Origin of the sequence: Psychrobacter sp. LFX-11D (assembly GCF_904846475.1) — a bacterium.
In the GTDB taxonomy this organism is placed as follows: Bacteria; Pseudomonadota; Gammaproteobacteria; order Pseudomonadales; family Moraxellaceae; genus Psychrobacter; species Psychrobacter cryohalolentis.
In genome coordinates this window covers 64,343-81,122 of record NZ_CAJHAV010000007.1, presented here as the reverse complement: position 1 = coordinate 81,122, position 16,780 = coordinate 64,343, and the positions used below count along the sequence as shown (strand labels likewise).

Genomic DNA, 16,780 nt, shown 5'->3' with positions numbered 1-16,780 from the left:
TATATGATCGGAAAGTGTTAAACGTTGATTAAGCCAGCTCGGTCACTAAGATTTGAGTTTTTTCAGTATCGGTTGCGGGGCGGATCTGCTCGCGCTCGGTGACAAAGACAACGTTGTCATCTCCTTGCTCGCTATTGACGAAGTGACGGAAACGTTTGAGCTTTTCGCTATCGGTTATGGTGGCTTTCCACTCACACACATAGTTGTCGATCAGCAGTTGCATCTGCGCCTCTAGCTCATCAGCGATGCCCAAACTGTCTTCAATAATGACCGCTTGTAGATACGCCAATCCGCCATCTAAGCTCTCGCGCCATTTTGAGGTACGCTGGAGTTTATCTGCTGTTTTTATATAAAACATGATAATACGGTCGATGTATTTGATGACCGTGTCGCTATCAAGATCGGTGGCAAACAACTCGCCATGACGCGGGGTCATACCACCATTACCACAGACAAATAAATTCCAACCATTTTCGGTGGCGATAATGCCAAAGTCCTTGCTTTGTGCCTCCGCACACTCACGCGTACATCCGGACACGCCCATTTTTATCTTATGCGGTGAACGCACCCCTTTATAACGGTCTTCTAATCTTAATGCTAAGCCGACACTGTCATCGACACCATAGCGACACCAGTTATTACCCACACACGATTTAACAGTACGCAACGACTTACCATAAGCATGACCAGTCTCAAAGCCAGCTTGCACCAACTGTGTCCAGATATCAGGGAGTTGGTCTAGACGTGCGCCAAATAAATCCACGCGTTGACCACCTGTGATTTTGGTATACAGATTAAATTCTTTAGCGACTTGCCCAAGGATGATCAGCTTATCGGCGGTGATTTCACCACCCGGCACACGAGGTACGACAGAATAGGTGCCGTCTTTTTGGATATTGCCTAGATAATAGTCATTGCTGTCTTGCAACGGTGTCAGTTCAGGCTTAAGCACATAATCATTCCAGCATGAGGCCAAGATGGAGGCGACCGTAGGTTTGCAAATCTCACAGCCATGACCGTTACCATGCTCATCCAACAGAGCATCAAAGGTTCTAATACCATGAACACGAATCAAGCTATAGAGCTCTTGACGGGTATAGGCAAAGTGCTCACATAAATCATTATTGACCTCAAACCCAAGGGTCGTTAACTGATAGCTTAAAGTGTCTTTCACCATAGGCGCACAGCCACCACAGCCTGTACCTGCACTGGTACAAGACTTCACTTCTGCAATGGAGTAAGCACCGTTCTCAACCGCCGCGCAAATAGCCCCTTTGGTGACGTTGTAGCATGAGCAAATCGTGGCGCTATCTGGTAAATTTTCTATACCCATCGTTGGTTTTTCAACGTTAGGTAAAATCAGGCTTTCAGGATGGGCAGGCAAGTCGATATTGTTGAGATATAGCTGTAATAGATTATTATAGTCTTCGGTATCACCAACCAATACCGCGCCAAGCAAGCGCTTATTATCAGACGTTGTGACCAGTTTCTTATAGATACCTGTCGCAGGATTTTGATATAAATAGCTCAAACTGTCTGCGCTTTTGCCATGGGCGTCGCCAATACTACCCACATCCACGCCCATGAGTTTGAGCTTGGTGCTCATATCAGCGCCCGTAAAGGTTTGCGAATGATCTCCTGTGATTTGCGCCGCGCAAATACTCGCCATGCTGTAGCCTGGTGCTACTAAGCCAAATATTTGGTTATCCCACACCGCGCATTCGCCGATAGCGTAGACATGCGCGGCATTGGTGCGGCATTTTTCGTCAATTAAAATACCACCTCGTGCACCTATCTCAATACCGCACTCAGGATTGTTTTTGATAATGCCATCTTGCGGACGAATACCTGCACTAAAGACGATCATATCGGTGTCAAGCGAGGTATCATCGGTGAATTGCATGGTCAGCTGGCACGGATTCTCATTAAAGGTGCTCAGGTTTTTATGTATGGCGTCGCTATTATCAATAATGGCTTGAGTATTCTTACCAGTCAATACTTTGACGCCAAGCGCCTCAATTTTTCGCTTTAAAATATCGCCGCCAGCCGCATCAAGCTGTACGCCCATCAATTGCGGAGCAAACTCTACCACATAAGTCTCTAGTCCTAAGGTGACCAGTGCTTTTGCTGCTTCAAGCCCGAGTAACCCTCCACCCACAACCACGCCTCTTTTTACTTTTGGTTGCTCAGCGATGGCAAGAATGTCATCCAAATCAGCAATGGTGCGATATACATGACAGTGTGCATGCTCACGCCCTGAAATCGGCGGTACAAATGGATAGGAGCCTGTCGCCAGCACCAGCTCACCATATTCAATCCGCTCGCCAGCTTCAGTGATGATGTATTGATTGGTGGTGTCAATATCTACAATACGCTGGTTCAGATGCAATTGAATCTGGGCAGATGCATAGGCGCTTAAATCAACCAAGTTGAGCTTACTAACATCTTTATGTTCAAAGTAGCTCGATAAATATACCCGATCGTAAGCGGGACGGTCTTCTTCAGCAAACACATGAATCTCAAACTGCTCATGTAACCCTTTTTCTATGGCTCGCTCAACGAAATGGTGCCCGACCATACCGTTACCAATCACCACCAACTTAGCTTTACCTGCCTTACTCACTATAGTGCTACTCATGTAATTATCCTTAGTCATGGGTTTGTCTAAATAGTGCTTACAGTAATTACATCTTCAATAACTGTGCCAAGCACCGTTATATAGCGCCATATCTCTAAGCGAGAGTCTCATCACTACAGACGAAAAACCTGACGATGACAGTGTATTTCCTAGGCGGCGTGGTATGTGTGAGGATATAAATAGCAATGATAAATAAAAAAGTCTTCTCTCATTAAAAGTGAGGATATAAAAAATGGATGCACCAAAATAGATAAAACCATGCACCAATTTGATTGTATTTATGGCAGTCAGGGTTTTTCATTCATCTCGATAAAATTAGCGTTTCTATATGGCTATTAAATTATGAATGACCTTGTAATAGCGGCTTGGAAGTCACCTATAGTAAAGCATGAACGCCTTTATCAAAGCCGAGGTTTTATCTGTATAACGAAGCTGATAGCGGCAGCTGGCACAGCCATTGCACCCCCTTAAATGCTCTAACTGGTCAGTTCGTTCAACATAATGTGTTCTTACGGCTTTCCATGTTAGCCCTGAATTTTACTATTTAAGGAAACCGCTTATGTCGTCATCGCCATCACCGAGCCCTGCTGCACCAAATAAAAACAAGCTCAATATTCTCTCTTTTACTGGTAAAAACCAGATACTCCATCTTGGTTGGATGGCTTTTTTTCTGACCTTTTTTGTGTGGTTTAACCACGCACCATTCTTATCTGCCATCGGTGAGACCTTGAGTTTGACCAAGGATCAAGTCAAAACCTTGTTGATATTAAACGTCGCTTTGACTATTCCAGCTCGAGTCATTATTGGCATGTTGACCGATCGTTTTGGACCGCGCCTCGTCTATACCGCCATTTTGGCAATTGGCGCCATTCCCTGTTTTACCTTTGCCTTTGCGCAAGATTACAACGCGCTGGCACTGTCCCGTTTTTTCTTGGGTTTTGTGGGTGCTGGGTTTGTGGTGGGTATTCGTCTCATGAGTGATTGGTTCCCTGCAAGTGAGCTGGGTACTGCTGAAGGTATTTATGGCGGTTGGGGAAATTTTGGTTCTGCTGCTGCTGCGCTGCTGTTACCGACAGTAGCTATTATTGCTGCTGCTATATTTGGTGGTGATGAAGGATGGCGTTATGCGACGGCCACCTCCGGGGTGGTGATGATGCTCTATAGTGTGATTTTCTATAAGATGGTGCGTGATACGCCTAAGGGTGCGACGTATTTTAAACCCAAAAAGTCTGGCGCCATGATGGTGACCTCAACAGGTGACTTTTGGCTGATGATGGCGTTTAAGCTACCAATGTATTTGGCGTTAGCGCTTTTGGGATGGAAGTTATCACCCGCTGGTGTCAGCTTACTCAGTCAGGCAAGTGTCAATATCGTCTACATCGGATTGGTCGTTTTATATATTTATGAGTTTGTGAGTAGTTATCGCTTTAATAAAGAGGTATTTACGACTCCTGTGCCAAAAGCGCATCAATATGATTTTAAGCAAGTCGGTATCTTAAATATTTTATACTTTGCGACCTTTGGCTCAGAGCTTGCCGTAGTGTCTATGTTGCCGCTTTTCTATCAAGAGACATTTAATCTATCAATTGTGATGGCAGGGGTTTTGGCATCTAGCTATGCGTTTATGAACTTGATGTCGCGACCGGGCGGCGGCTGGCTCAGCGATAAGTTTGGTCGCAAAATAACGCTGCTGATTTTGACCGCAGGTTTGGCTGTTGGTTATTTATTAATGGGTATCGTGGATTCAACATGGCCAATTGCACTGGCATTATTCATCACGATGTTTTGCTCTTTCTTTGTACAAGCGGGTGAAGGTGCTGTGTTTGCGGTTATTCCACTGATCAAGCGTAGCATGACCGGACAATTTGCTGGCATGACCGGCGCTTATGGCAATGTTGGCTCGGTTGTTTATTTAACTGTATTGAGTCTGGTCTCTTATCAAGTATTCTTCATGGTGATTGCCGCGACCGCCGTCGTTGGCTTCTTTGCGCTGTTCTTTTTAAAAGAACCTGAAGGCGTCATCATCGAAGAGATGCCTGATGGCAGCTTTGCCCAAATTAAAGTGAGCTAATTATGCCAATGAATGAGGCACTGTGGTTGCTTGATTTTTATAGCATGCAAGGGCGCAAGTCTGAAAATCAAGACAGCTTGCTGATGACAACCTGCTTGCAGTATGGACAGTTTACAGCAACCATCAACGGCGGTGTTCAGTGTCCTCATGCGCCTTTATTGGTGCTGATAGCGGATGGTGTCAGTGCCTGTCAGTTTCCCAAACAAGCCAGCCAATTGGTGGTCAATACTGTCACGCACCATCTTACCTTAGCACTTAAAAACGGGGCACTTAAAAATGAAGCGCTTGAAGAGATGGTATTGGCAGAGAACCAATCGCAATCAGCAAACATAGACTTTGATGACAATCAAGTTGCCATTTTGATTCGGGAGGCGGTCAATAAAGCCAATGACGCCCTCTATTTCCCGCAAGTCTATGAGCGCGTGCCACCACTATTATCCACCTTATCAGGCCTGCTGTGTATTGGCGACCGTATCCATCTGTTTCATACAGGCGACTCACGGATTTACCGTGTCGGTTTAGAGAGTATAAAAGTGCTCAGTAAAGACCACCGCATTCACTATGGGCAAGATAAAGGCGCGCTATCTGCCGCTATTGGCGCGGATACGATGGTCGAGCTCCAACAGTCAGTATTTACCTTGCATCAAAATGAATGCTTAGCACTGATGACAGATGGCGTCTATGAGTCTATTGCAGCGTCCGAGCTCCAGTTTGAGCTATGTTCAGCAGTAAAGGCGCTGTGTCAGCCGAGTCAAACGATAGATACGACGGATAACAGCTCGAATGACGGGGCAGTGAATAGTCTTAGCATCAGCCAAAACATATGCGAGCAGGCGTTTAACGAGGGCAGTCATGACAATTTAAGTATGGTGATACTCGGTATGAATGCACAAGCGCTCCATAAGCAAAAGACAGCCGATAGCGCTCATACTAAGAACAATAGTAATAATAAAAATGCTAGCCTGCATGATGCGATGCCTCACGACATCCATCGGTATCAGTTATTAACGGGCTTAGAAGTTGGGGCACGGATTGATGGTTTTATTGTCAAGCATATCATAGCCCACACTGCTCGTAGCGAAGTATATCTAGTAGAGGATGAAACCCATCATCTATTTGCACTAAAGTCACCAAGCCTTAGTACTATTGCCGATGGTCATTATCTGCGCGAATTTTTAAAGGAGCGTAAAATTGGTTTGAGCTTATCTAAGCATAGGCGGGCGGGCGAGCCTGCCTATAATCAAGCAGATCCTAATAACCTATCTAGCGACAGCAGCCTTACAGGCATCAGCAGTATAAAACCCTATCTAGACGCAAGCTCAGCGCTTAGTGCTTCAGGGTTGCTACGCTATTACCCCATACCAGCCAGCAGTGCATATCTATACCATCTCACAGAATATATTGAAGGCGAAAGCCTAAGAGATTTTATAGATCGTCATGCGCCTTGTGATGTGTGGCAGACCTATGATTTGTTAACCAAAATAGGCATGGCGGTTCGGGTGATGCATCGAAACTATCTATTGCATCAAGATATCAAGCCGGAAAACATCCTATTGACCACATCAGGCGCGGTCAAATTGATAGATTTTGGTTCAGCCAGCTCTTCCATACTTAAAGACAGTACGCGACCACCGAACGGTGATTTGCACTACGCTGCACCAGAATATTACAGCGATGCACCAAAAGGTGTGCATTCTGATTTATTTTCCATAGCGGTGATTGGCTATGAGCTGCTAACAGGTGAGCTGCCATTTAGCTCACAAGCGTTGATGCATTCACATCAGGCAAATCATACCTTAAGGCTACCTACTCAATTATTACGTCAGTACCGTGTACCTGCTGCCAGCCAGCAAGCGCTAATGCGTGCGCTGCTTGCTAATACCCAAGCTCGCTATCAAGCGATTGGCGAGTTCTTACAAGATTTTAACCCTGAGAATCATAATTATATTAGCGACCCTGAGCCGCTCATCATACGCAACCCATTACTGGTATGGCATAGCATTTGCTTTATTCAGTTTGTGCTCATTTTTTCGCTGTTGGCTTATTTCTTATAAGCGCAGGCTTTAAGCACAAAAGACACTCTGACACGCCATCTAATTAATGCTGCGCGTTGCGGCTAAGGGATTTTTTGCTCATGTCATCAGATAGATCAAAATTAACAATCCAGACAATGTCTTATGCTCATTTAAATGCGGGTATTGTCATTATTGGTGCTGGCATGGCAGGCAGCCGTTTTGCCATTGAGCTGGCACGTGCCCAGCAGCAAAGTAAGTCGCCAAATAACCAAAGACCATTACCGATTACCCTTGTCAGCAAAGAGCCAGAGGTCGGCTACAACCGCATTATGCTATCACCAGTGCTGGCAGGAGATAGCGCCTTTGAGGATACTTATTTATACCAGCAATCAGAGTATCAACAGTTGGGTATTGTTGTCTTAGCAGGGATTGCAGTTACCGCTGTGGACACCAAGCAACAGTCTATTAAGCTTGATAATGGACAGACGCTGGTCTATGCCAAGCTGGTTATCGCTACAGGTTCGAGCGCTCGAGTCATCCCTTTTCCCAATCATGATGCGACAGGCGTGCATGTGTTCCGAGAGGTAGCTGATGTTAATGCTTTAATTGAATACGCGCGCCAAGGGAAAAAAGGTCTAGTAATTGGTGGCGGGGTGCTAGGGCTAGAGGCCGCCTGCGCGCTGGCTTCTCAAGGGGCAGATATGACGGTCATTCATGTAGATAGCTATGTTCTTAACAGGCAACTTGATTTACCTGCTGCCCAGCTGTTGCAAGCTGAGCTGGCTCGTCGGGGCGTAGGTGTGGAGGTCTCTGCTATTACTGATTGTATTGCGGTCAATGACCAGCATGAGGTGAAAGGCTTATCATTGAAGGATGGACGTACCTTGCCGGCAGATTTTATTGTGATGGCAGTCGGGGTGATGCCTAATATAGCACTGGCGAGAGACTGCGGTCTTGAGGTCAATCGCGGCATCATTGTGGATGATTGCATGCACACGAGTTGTCCGCATGTCTACGCAGTTGGCGAATGCATAGAGTTGGATGGTGAGCTATTCGGTATGGTGGCACCTGTTAATCAGCAAGTGGATACCTTAGTCTCTGTGCTAAAAGACACTCGACTATCGGGCGACAGCTTAGGCTCTAAAGAGAACTGGCAGCCTTTTCGCAGTACACCGCTGTCCTTAAAGCTAAAAGTATCTGGCATCAGTGCCTTTTCAGCAGGGCAAGTCGACTTTGATGACGAGGAAGCGGCAGCTATCGAAACCATCACTTATCAGCAAACCAGTATAAATCACTATCATTGCCTCTATCTTAGAGACAATAAGCTTATCGGCGCTGTACTCTACGGTGAGGTCAATGAGGGCAGTTTCTATAGCCAGCTGATCAACAGCCATAGTGATATCGCGCCTATAAAAGCGGATTTAATATTTGGTGAGGCTTACTGTGATTTGGAGAAGGTAACGACAGATAGTGAGGCTAACGGAGACATGGATAACGATAGCGATCTGGATTTATTAAGCGCAGCAGACATAGTAGGAGCGGCGTCATGAGTGAAGTGATCTTGAGTAATAAACCGAATGCTAGTCAAGAATTAGAAAGTCGTATACGTCGATCTGATCGCAAATCTAATAACAAATCTGATGACATATTCAATCCTTCAAAAACGGCTCTTATTGCCACATATACTGAAGAAACGACGTCCACCATACGTACCACTTGTCCTTACTGCGGGGTAGGGTGTGGCGTCTTAGCCAGTGTCGATGCGGCAGGGGTAGTGAGCGTAAAAGGAGATCCTGAACATCCGGCAAATTTTGGTAAGTTATGCTCAAAAGGCAGTGCGCTAGCACAAACATTGGGCAGTGAGCGACGCTTAACTGAGCCTTACTATCAAAACAAGCAAGCGGTAATGCAACAGCATCGACCTATGCAATTGAGTAATGATTTTAACGCTATCGACATATCTGATGAGCCACTTATAAAGCCTACCGATTGGAATAACGTCTTAGATGATATTGCCACGCGCTTAAACGACACGATCGCCAAGTATGGTCGCGACAGTATTATGTTTTATGTCTCAGGACAGCTACTCACTGAGGATTATTACGTCGCCAATAAGTTTATCAAAGGCTTTATCGGTAATAATAATATCGATTCCAACTCACGCCTATGTATGTCTTCTGCAGTAGCAGGACACAAACGTGCCTTTGGCGCTGATTTGGTGCCTAGTAATTACGAGGATTTAGAGTCCTGTGATTTATTAGTGCTGGTGGGCTCGAACATGGCATGGTGCCATCCTATTTTGTTTGGACGTTTTTTGGCCGCCAAAAAAGCCAATCCCAATAAAAAACTGATTGTCATTGACCCACGTCGTACCGATTCCTGTGAGTTCGCCGATTTGCATCTACCGATAGCAGCGGGCACCGATACGCATTTATACAATGGTTTATTACATTATCTTAGCGAACACAGCTTCTCTGATACAGGTTATATCGAGCATGGTCATGGTGTTGATGATGCTTTAGCGGCAGCCAACGTCTGGAGCATTGAAAAAGTTGCTCAAGCTTGCCAAGTCAGTATCGACAGTATCCTTGAATTTTATCAGCTAGTCGCCGCTCATGACAAAACAGTGACTGCCTTTAGTATGGGTGTTAACCAGTCAAAGAGTGGCACTGACAAGGTGAATGCTATTATCAACACCCATCTGCTTACGGGACGAGTGGGCAAACCGGGTGCCAGTCCTTTTTCACTCACTGGTCAGCCAAATGCCATGGGCGGTCGAGAAGTAGGCGCGCTCGCCAATCTGTTGGCGGCGCATCTGGACTTGGACAATAGCATCCATCGGCAATTAGTCGCTGACTTTTGGCAAGCGCCGCAGCCTATTGCTGCAGAAGTAGGCGTCAAAGCGTGCGATGCTGCCGATGCTATCTTAGATGGGCGTATCAAAGCCATTTGGATTATGGCGACCAATCCAGTCGTGAGCTTACCTGAAGCGGATAAATTTCGCCGCGCATTAGCGGCTTGTGACTTGGTCATTGTCTCTGACTGCTCGGTAGACAGCGATACGGTGAAGTGCGCAGACATTGTATTGCCAGCCCAAGGTTGGGGCGAAAAGTCAGGCACGGTCACCAATTCTGAGCGGCGAATCTCAAGACAACGGGCATTGAAGCCTGCACTAGGACTCGCTAAGCCTGACTGGTGGATACTGTCTCAAGTGGCTACCCGCATGGGGCTATCAGGGTTTGATTATGACCATCCTAGTGAGATATTTAATGAGTACGTGGCGCTCACTGCTTTTAAGAACGACCCTAATCAATCAGCATCGAAAAACAATCAACCGCGCTATCTCAATTTGGCTAAAGACCTACTAATGCCAATCCTAAACCGTGCTGACTATGAGGTAATGCCCCCCTTTCAGTGGGGCGGTGCGCGTATTACACCCACTCAAGTAAACCTCATTGCTATTACGCCTTCAGATAGTGCTAGCCTGCCTAATTTTCATCACTTCCATCCACATCAACGTCGGCAGAAGACGAATAAGAGCGATGTTAAGAATAGAGATAAGTGGCATAACACTGACTTCAACCCATCAACCGTGAATCTACGCCTGATTACAGGCAGAATACGAGATCAGTGGCATACCATGACACGCACAGGGCTGGCGCCACAGCTTAATCAACATGAATCTGTGCCGACGCTGACTATCCATCCTAATGAAGCCAAACAACTCGGTGTTGAAAAGGGCGACTATGTGCAGCTACATCCTCGCTATGAGCAGATCCTGCCGAATAGTGAGGCGACAACTATTGATACGAATAATGTTAGTAAAAATGCCGATACAGATAATGAGAATATAGAGCAAAAAGTTTTAGCGCAAATCGTCATCAGTGATAGTATGCGTGTTGGCGATGCTTTTATGCCTATGCACTGGAGTAACGCCTTTGCTAGCTTTGCACGGGTAGGGACACTCATTCCGACTGTGGTCGATCCATATTCAGGGCAGCCTGAGCTAAAAAACTCAGCGATTCGCATGAGCGCCGTGCCTATGCAGACACTTGGCAAGATTATGGTGCATCCTGATTTTCAGGACACCATATTAGTGCACTTGCGTGCGATGACTGCTCATTTTAAGAAGGAAGCAATAGCGGGTGAGTCGCAAACAGCGTCTACAAACTTTGAGTTAAATGATGCAGGTTCGTCTCTCTCACTACCAGCGCTGACATGGAGTATCAGCAGGCAAGCCAATAGTGTGCTCATTACCCTTGCCAGCCCAGCCGAGCGCACAGCTAGGCAGTTGCTTGACCCTAAATTTTGGCAGCAGTTTATCGATGACTATCAAAAGTCTGTATCAGACAAGTGGTTGACTGGCAATGCCGACGATACTCTGACGGTTAATAGCGCTTTCACCTTGAGTAAACCAGAGAAGCAACTACGCTTTATCTCGACTCAGTCGGAGGTGAGGAGTGAAGCGTTAAACCATATACCAAGTCCTTTAGACTCTGCTATGCCGAGTGATCAGCTGCTATTAGCTATTTATTTTGCACCAAAATTGATGTATTTGCCTAGTACACATTGGCTTGACAGCTGCTTTGGCAGTACCGATGCCATACCAGTACAGCAGCGCTATAAATGGCTGCTGGCAGGTCGTCCAGCTACCAGCTATATCGATCCAGGTCCGTTGGTGTGCTCTTGCATGGCAGTCGGAGAAAACATCATTATCAATGCAATCACCAAGCAGCAGTGTCATAGCGCACAAGCAGTGGGCAAAGCGTGCCGTGCTGGTACCAATTGCGGCTCGTGTGTGGGTCAAATCAATGAGCTTATTGAGGAGCATGCGTCATAGCTGTCTTATAACCGCCTTATGAAATACAACCAATTGATCAATATGGCATAGGGCTTGCACCGTATATTGCACTAACAGCATCATTAGGAGTCACCGTCATGACGGATTCATCTGCCTTTATCGCAACACTACCTCCAAACGATTTATCTAATAAAAAGTGTGTCGTCAATGCGCTAAACACGCCATTAAACATAGCAGCTGCAAAAGTAGGCACTGTGCATTTAGTCGGTGCAGGCTCTGGTGATCCTGAGCTGCTCACACTAAAAGCTTTGCGAATCATGCAGCGCGCTGATGTGGTGCTTTACGATAGCCTAGTCTCAGAGGATATATTGGATATGTGCGAACCAACAGCAGAGAAGATATTCGTCGGTAAACGCCGAGCCAATCATGCGCTGCCGCAAGAAGGCATCAATGAGCTGTTGGTCAAGCACGCGCTGGCAGGTAAAACAGTTGTAAGACTCAAAGGCGGCGACCCTTTTATCTTTGGGCGCGGCGGAGAGGAGCTTCAAGAAGTGGTGCGCCATGGTATCTTTTTTGAATCTATCCCTGGCATTACTGCCGCCAGTGCCGCTGCTAGTAGTGCAGGTATTCCATTGACGCATCGCGACCATGCGCAAGCAGTGAAGTTTGTAACGGCATATAAGAAATCAGGAGCGCCAAATAATAACTATGACGAGCATTTAGATAGCACCCAAACGGTTGTTTTTTATATGGGATTGCATCAGCTAGATGAATTGACTGAAGGGTTGATAGCAGCGGGACGAGATAGCGCGACGCCTTTTGCGGTGATTAGCCATGCCAGCTTGCCCACGCAGCAACTGCTCATCGGCACGCTTGGTAGTATCGCTAAGCAGCAAGCTGAAGCGAAATTGCCAACCCCAGCATTACTGATTATGGGCGATGTGGTGACGCTATATCATGAATTTGCAGACTACAACCTTGGTGCATTTGGTAAGCGTGCAGTCTGCAATATTAAGCAATCCATCACCGATAAACATCTTATACCTACTTTTGAGAATGTTGCATAAAATATAGGGTTAGCCTAAATGCTCAATAAGATGACTTTAAGACAGGCTAATCTTTTAACTATAAATTTCGTAATTGCTCAATTAACCAGCGATGTATACCACTGTCACTGGTACGTGGATGCCATGCTGCGATTACCTTAAAGGTAGGCGGTAATGCTTCTACCTTCAGCTCTTTAACTTTATTATTTGGTAGTAGTCGCGCAGGATAAAAGGCAATCATGTCGGTGGTGTGTAGGATATCTGGCACGGCTGAAAAGCTAGGTACTGACATCACAATATGGCGTTTAAGCCCTTTTTCTGCAAACCAGTGATCATGCGATCCGCGCAAATTAGCACGCGAAGGCGATACCACCAGCTGCGGTTGTGCGGCAACTTGCGCCAGTGTGAATATCTCTGTTGCAAAGGTATTTTTATAACCCGTCACACATAAGTGTTGTTCTTCAAATAGCGTCACATACGATAAGTTATCAGGGATAAACTCTGGAAAAGTAATCAGCAAATCAAGTTCGCCTGCCGCAATGAGCTGATTGATATTGTCTGAGGCAAAATCTCTCACTATCAGCCTTAAATTAGGCGCTTCACGGCGTGTGATACTAAACAACTGCGGCAATAATGCCTGCGTCGCATAGTCGGTTGCACTAATCGTAAAGACGCCTTTGTAGGTTTGCGGCGTAAACACTTCTGGCTCTAACAATACTTCCAACTGTTTTAATATCTCGTCAATCGGTTGCCGCATCGAGAGTGCTTTTGGTGTTGCCACCATGCTATTGCCTTGACGAATAAACAAACGATCATCAAACAAATCCCGTAGCTTACGCAACTGCTCACTAATCGCTTGTTGGGTCAGTCCCATTTTGCGCGCAACTTGCGAGAGATTTTGTAGATCAAGCAGCGCCTGCAAGACTCTAAGCTGCTTGATATCTAGCCGGTTCATACCATTCATAACACTCACCATTAATAATTGTACCCTAAACAAAAAATGCTTGTTTCTAATTGTACCGATAAAACTCTATGCTTATCGATATTGCTTAAGCCGCCAATTAAACCTGACCGCCGTTCAATTGGCTCAAATAATAAGTCTATCCGTTTGCTTTAAAAGAGAGTGTTATGAAACAAGCTATGCTAAATGTGCCAACTATGCTAACTATGCTAACTATCCCAACTATGAAAAATACCAGTACACTACTTTCCTCTGTACAACTTGGACCTTATACCCTTAAAAACCGTATCGTGATGCCGCCTTTGACGCGCTCTCGTAGCACGCAACCTGATAATATCCCTAATGATTTAATGGCAACCTATTATGCACAGCGCGCCTCAGCAGGTTTTATGGTGACTGAAGGTACGCAGATTGAGCCACGAGGCCAAGGCTACGCATGGACGCCAGGTATTCATTCACCAGCGCAAATTGAAGGCTGGAAAAAAGTCACGCAGGCAGTACACGCTAAAGGCAGTATTATTTTTGCGCAGCTGTGGCACGTTGGCCGCGTGTCTCATACCAGCTTACAACCAAACCAAGCTCCGCCTATCGCTCCATCTGCCATTACTGCCACTAACGTTAAAGTATTTATTGAGACAGGTCCAGGCGAGGGTGCTTTAGCCGATCCAAGTGAGCCACGGGCACTGAGCACAGAAGAAGTGGGTGAGCTGGTCGCTATGTATGCGGCAGCCGCACGCAACGCATTAGAAGCAGGTTTTGATGGGGTAGAGCTACACTGTGCCAATGGCTATTTGGTGAACCAGTTCATATCTGAGCATAGCAATACACGTGATGATCAATATGGTGGTTCGTTGACCAATCGTCTGCGTTTTTTAAAAGAAGTGGTCGCTGTCGTCAGTGAGGTGGTTGGTGCTGATCGTTTAGGCGTACGTTTTGCGCCTTTATTTGCCAGCACGGATGAGACTCGTGTGTATCTAGGCTTAGTAGAAGCAGATCCTCATCATACCTATATTGAAGCGATTAAGGTGCTTGAGCAGGCGGGCATTGCTTACTTATCCATTGCAGAGGCTGATTGGGATAATGCGCCTGATTTGCCAGAGCCTTTTTACCAAGCCGTCAGAGCTGAGTTTTCAGGACGTATTATTTATGCGGGCAAGTACACTGTGCAGAAGTCGGTCGATATATTATCTAAAGGTTATGGGGATTTATTTGCTTTTGGTCGTCCTTTTATTGCTAATCCCGATTTACCTGAACGCATAGCCAATGATTGGCCACTCAATGAGGCAGATCCTGTCACGATGTATGGTGGCACTGCCATTGGGTACAGTGATTATCCTCGCTATCAGGAATAGCAAAGCAGCTGAGCAGTGAATAAAAATAAGGCCATTAATACTAATGGCCTTATTTTTATTTATAAATTTGGGATTTATTGGATATTCACAAACAGTCAATCATCAAGCGAAAATTATTGTTTTTGTCGCTTAAATATCTTTCTTTTATCATTTTATCAATAGGTAGCAGGCAATGAATCAGAATACTAAAGACAGACTGATACGTATATTAGTAGGATATGTCGGACTTTATCCGACGCTCTTAATCGTATTAACGTTATTAAAGCCTGTGACTCATGGTCTAAGTCTGCCAGTGGTGGTATTGATTGAAACCATAATACTCGTGCCGTTGACGCAGATAGTGTCATTTCCAATAGCAGGCTGGCTCATTGAGCGCTTAAGAAGATAACAAGCGTTGCTCTTTGCCTAGTTTGGATATGGGTTTTTAAGAGTATTGATTGAGATGATAAATGATTGATGGCACGGGTAAGTTTGTAAACCAGATAATTGAGTTGGTTGGATTTCAGCCGGATATTAAAAACAGCACTCTATAATAAGGAGGAGAATAAATGGTTCATAAACCTTAATATCTGACTTAGACTGAGTACAACAATTCTCATTTATTATAGAGTGTGCATGAGAGCAGATAAGTATTCGAAGGCTTGAGTATGCGCTTATCAAGAATTTTTCTATGATCACCCAATTATCAAACAAACTCGGAATAAGTCACCGACTAAAATACATAATAAGTTTCCCAGAGAAATTGAACAACATCCTAATTTTCTCAACAATGAATAACTTAAGTTAGGAACGCTCCTGAATGGGTGCAATTACATATTCCTATTGCACCTTTTCCTCATAAGGTGCATGGATACTTATTGCTTTAAATTCTTGTTTTTTTAATTGAGTTGCCAGTAAAGAGGACGACCATAAACCTTAGCAAAATAATCAATTAATGTTCTAACATTTAGAGAGACATGACGAGTATGAGGGTAAATAGCTGCGACATGTTGAGGTGTGGTTTTCACGGCTGCATTATAATCAGGTAGTAGCTTGATAAGCTCACCGCTCTTTAAATACTCACCGATGAGCCAATCTGGAAAAAGCACAATCCCCATACCTTTGAGTGCAGATACCAATAAAGATTCTGCATTATTGGACATCAATAAAGCGGGTGCTAAGAATGGCGTCCAATCTTCACTTTCTGTTTTAAAAAGCCAACGATTGGGTCCTGTTGAGCCTTTATATAGTAAACATTTATGATGTGTCAGATCTGGTGGCACTTGCAATTTACCGTGCGTGTTTATGTACGATGGAGAAGCGGCAAGATGATAGGTTTGCTCGCCAAAAATACGCGCATGAAAGGCGGAGTCCTGTAACGTGCCAATTCTAAAAATAACGTCTGTTGCATAATGATGAGGATCAATAAAGTCATCCGTTAAACTCAAATCTATCTGTAATTTAGGATACTGAGCACTAAGCTGTGGCAGCCAAGGTGCGATATGTCGTTGTCCAAAAAATACGGGAGCGTTGATTCTAATTAAACCACCCGGTTCTAGTGTCCTGTCTTGAAGCTCCTGCTGTGCTGCACTCATGCTCTCGGTCATGGATTTTGCATAGCGCATGAATACGCGACCTGCCTCAGTAGGAGTAACAGCGCGTGTATTACGGTAAAAAAGCTGCTGTCCCAGTGAGTCCTCTAACTGTTTGATAATACGTGACACTTTAGAAGCCGAAACGCCTTCTTTTCGAGCCACTACAGAAAAACTCTGAGCGTCAAAAACCTCTATAAAAAATAATAGTGTTTGTATGTTGATGGTATCTACCGTATTCATTTGTGCAACTTATGCAAAGGTCATTTTCGTATTATAGCGTTTTTTAATGGGTATACATTGCTGTAAGCTGCAGCGTATTGCT

The 16,780-nt window shown here is 45.2% G+C and carries 10 protein-coding genes; 7 read left to right on the top strand and 3 right to left on the bottom strand.

Annotation, left to right across the window (positions count from 1 at the left end; genetic code table 11):
* Window positions 1-28: 28 nt before the first annotated feature.
* Window positions 29-2,638: a nitrite reductase large subunit NirB gene (gene nirB, locus JMX75_RS06935; protein WP_201531720.1), complete on the bottom strand. Its 2,610-nt coding sequence runs from the start codon at window positions 2,636-2,638 to the stop codon at window positions 29-31.
* A 559-nt stretch (window positions 2,639-3,197) separates the two neighbouring features.
* Between nirB and JMX75_RS06930 the strand changes: the two genes are divergently transcribed.
* From JMX75_RS06930 to cobA, 5 genes are all read left to right on the top strand, one after another.
* On the top strand, window positions 3,198-4,709 hold the full coding sequence (locus JMX75_RS06930) for a NarK family nitrate/nitrite MFS transporter (RefSeq protein ID WP_201531718.1): 1,512 nt from the start codon (window positions 3,198-3,200) through the stop codon (window positions 4,707-4,709).
* Window positions 4,710-4,711: 2 nt separating this feature from the next.
* Complete coding sequence (locus tag JMX75_RS06925; protein ID WP_201531716.1) at window positions 4,712-6,763, top strand: bifunctional protein-serine/threonine kinase/phosphatase; 2,052 nt, start codon at window positions 4,712-4,714, stop codon at window positions 6,761-6,763.
* A gap of 80 nt (window positions 6,764-6,843) precedes the next feature.
* Window positions 6,844-8,274, top strand: a complete 1,431-nt coding sequence (locus tag JMX75_RS06920; protein ID WP_201531714.1) for an NAD(P)/FAD-dependent oxidoreductase — start codon at window positions 6,844-6,846, stop codon at window positions 8,272-8,274.
* Window positions 8,271-11,564, top strand: coding sequence for a nitrate reductase (locus JMX75_RS06915; RefSeq protein WP_201531712.1), 3,294 nt, complete (start codon window positions 8,271-8,273; stop codon window positions 11,562-11,564). The genes JMX75_RS06920 and JMX75_RS06915 overlap by 4 nt, the downstream gene beginning before the upstream one ends.
* Before the next feature lie 98 nt (window positions 11,565-11,662).
* The gene (gene cobA, locus JMX75_RS06910; RefSeq protein WP_201531710.1) at window positions 11,663-12,592 is read left to right on the top strand and encodes a uroporphyrinogen-III C-methyltransferase; all 930 of its coding nucleotides are present in this window, start codon (window positions 11,663-11,665) and stop codon (window positions 12,590-12,592) included.
* A 58-nt stretch (window positions 12,593-12,650) separates the two neighbouring features.
* Here the strand turns inward: cobA and JMX75_RS06905 are convergent, their stop codons facing one another.
* Entirely contained in the window at window positions 12,651-13,535 is an 885-nt protein-coding gene (locus JMX75_RS06905) for a LysR family transcriptional regulator (protein WP_201531708.1), read from the bottom strand.
* Between the two features lie 221 nt (window positions 13,536-13,756).
* Between JMX75_RS06905 and JMX75_RS06900 the strand changes: the two genes are divergently transcribed.
* Window positions 13,757-14,884 carry an alkene reductase gene (locus JMX75_RS06900; protein WP_201531822.1) on the top strand — a complete coding sequence of 376 codons (1,128 nt, stop codon included), beginning with the start codon at window positions 13,757-13,759 and terminating at the stop codon, window positions 14,882-14,884.
* 172 nt (window positions 14,885-15,056) lie between these two features.
* Window positions 15,057-15,272, top strand: coding sequence for a hypothetical protein (locus tag JMX75_RS06895; protein ID WP_201531706.1), 216 nt, complete (start codon window positions 15,057-15,059; stop codon window positions 15,270-15,272).
* A gap of 490 nt (window positions 15,273-15,762) precedes the next feature.
* On the opposite strand, the gene JMX75_RS06890 is transcribed toward JMX75_RS06895, so the two are convergent.
* Window positions 15,763-16,698 (bottom strand): LysR family transcriptional regulator, encoded by a 936-nt coding sequence (locus tag JMX75_RS06890; protein WP_201531704.1) that lies wholly within the window; start codon window positions 16,696-16,698, stop codon window positions 15,763-15,765.
* Between the last annotated feature and the right edge of the window lie 82 nt (window positions 16,699-16,780).

Excerpts from the sequence above, each read along its gene's own strand:
- nirB (WP_201531720.1), bottom strand. The coding sequence starts at position 2,638 with ATGAGTAGCACTATAGTGAGTAAGGCAGGTAAAGCTAAGTTGGTGGTG.
- JMX75_RS06930 (WP_201531718.1), top strand. The coding sequence starts at position 3,198 with ATGTCGTCATCGCCATCACCGAGCCCTGCTGCACCAAATAAAAACAAG.
- JMX75_RS06925 (WP_201531716.1), top strand. The coding sequence starts at position 4,712 with ATGCCAATGAATGAGGCACTGTGGTTGCTTGATTTTTATAGCATGCAA.
- JMX75_RS06920 (WP_201531714.1), top strand. The coding sequence starts at position 6,844 with ATGTCATCAGATAGATCAAAATTAACAATCCAGACAATGTCTTATGCT.
- JMX75_RS06915 (WP_201531712.1), top strand. The coding sequence starts at position 8,271 with ATGAGTGAAGTGATCTTGAGTAATAAACCGAATGCTAGTCAAGAATTA.
- cobA (WP_201531710.1), top strand. The coding sequence starts at position 11,663 with ATGACGGATTCATCTGCCTTTATCGCAACACTACCTCCAAACGATTTA.
- JMX75_RS06905 (WP_201531708.1), bottom strand. The coding sequence starts at position 13,535 with ATGAATGGTATGAACCGGCTAGATATCAAGCAGCTTAGAGTCTTGCAG.
- JMX75_RS06900 (WP_201531822.1), top strand. The coding sequence starts at position 13,757 with ATGAAAAATACCAGTACACTACTTTCCTCTGTACAACTTGGACCTTAT.
- JMX75_RS06895 (WP_201531706.1), top strand. The coding sequence starts at position 15,057 with ATGAATCAGAATACTAAAGACAGACTGATACGTATATTAGTAGGATAT.
- JMX75_RS06890 (WP_201531704.1), bottom strand. The coding sequence starts at position 16,698 with ATGAATACGGTAGATACCATCAACATACAAACACTATTATTTTTTATA.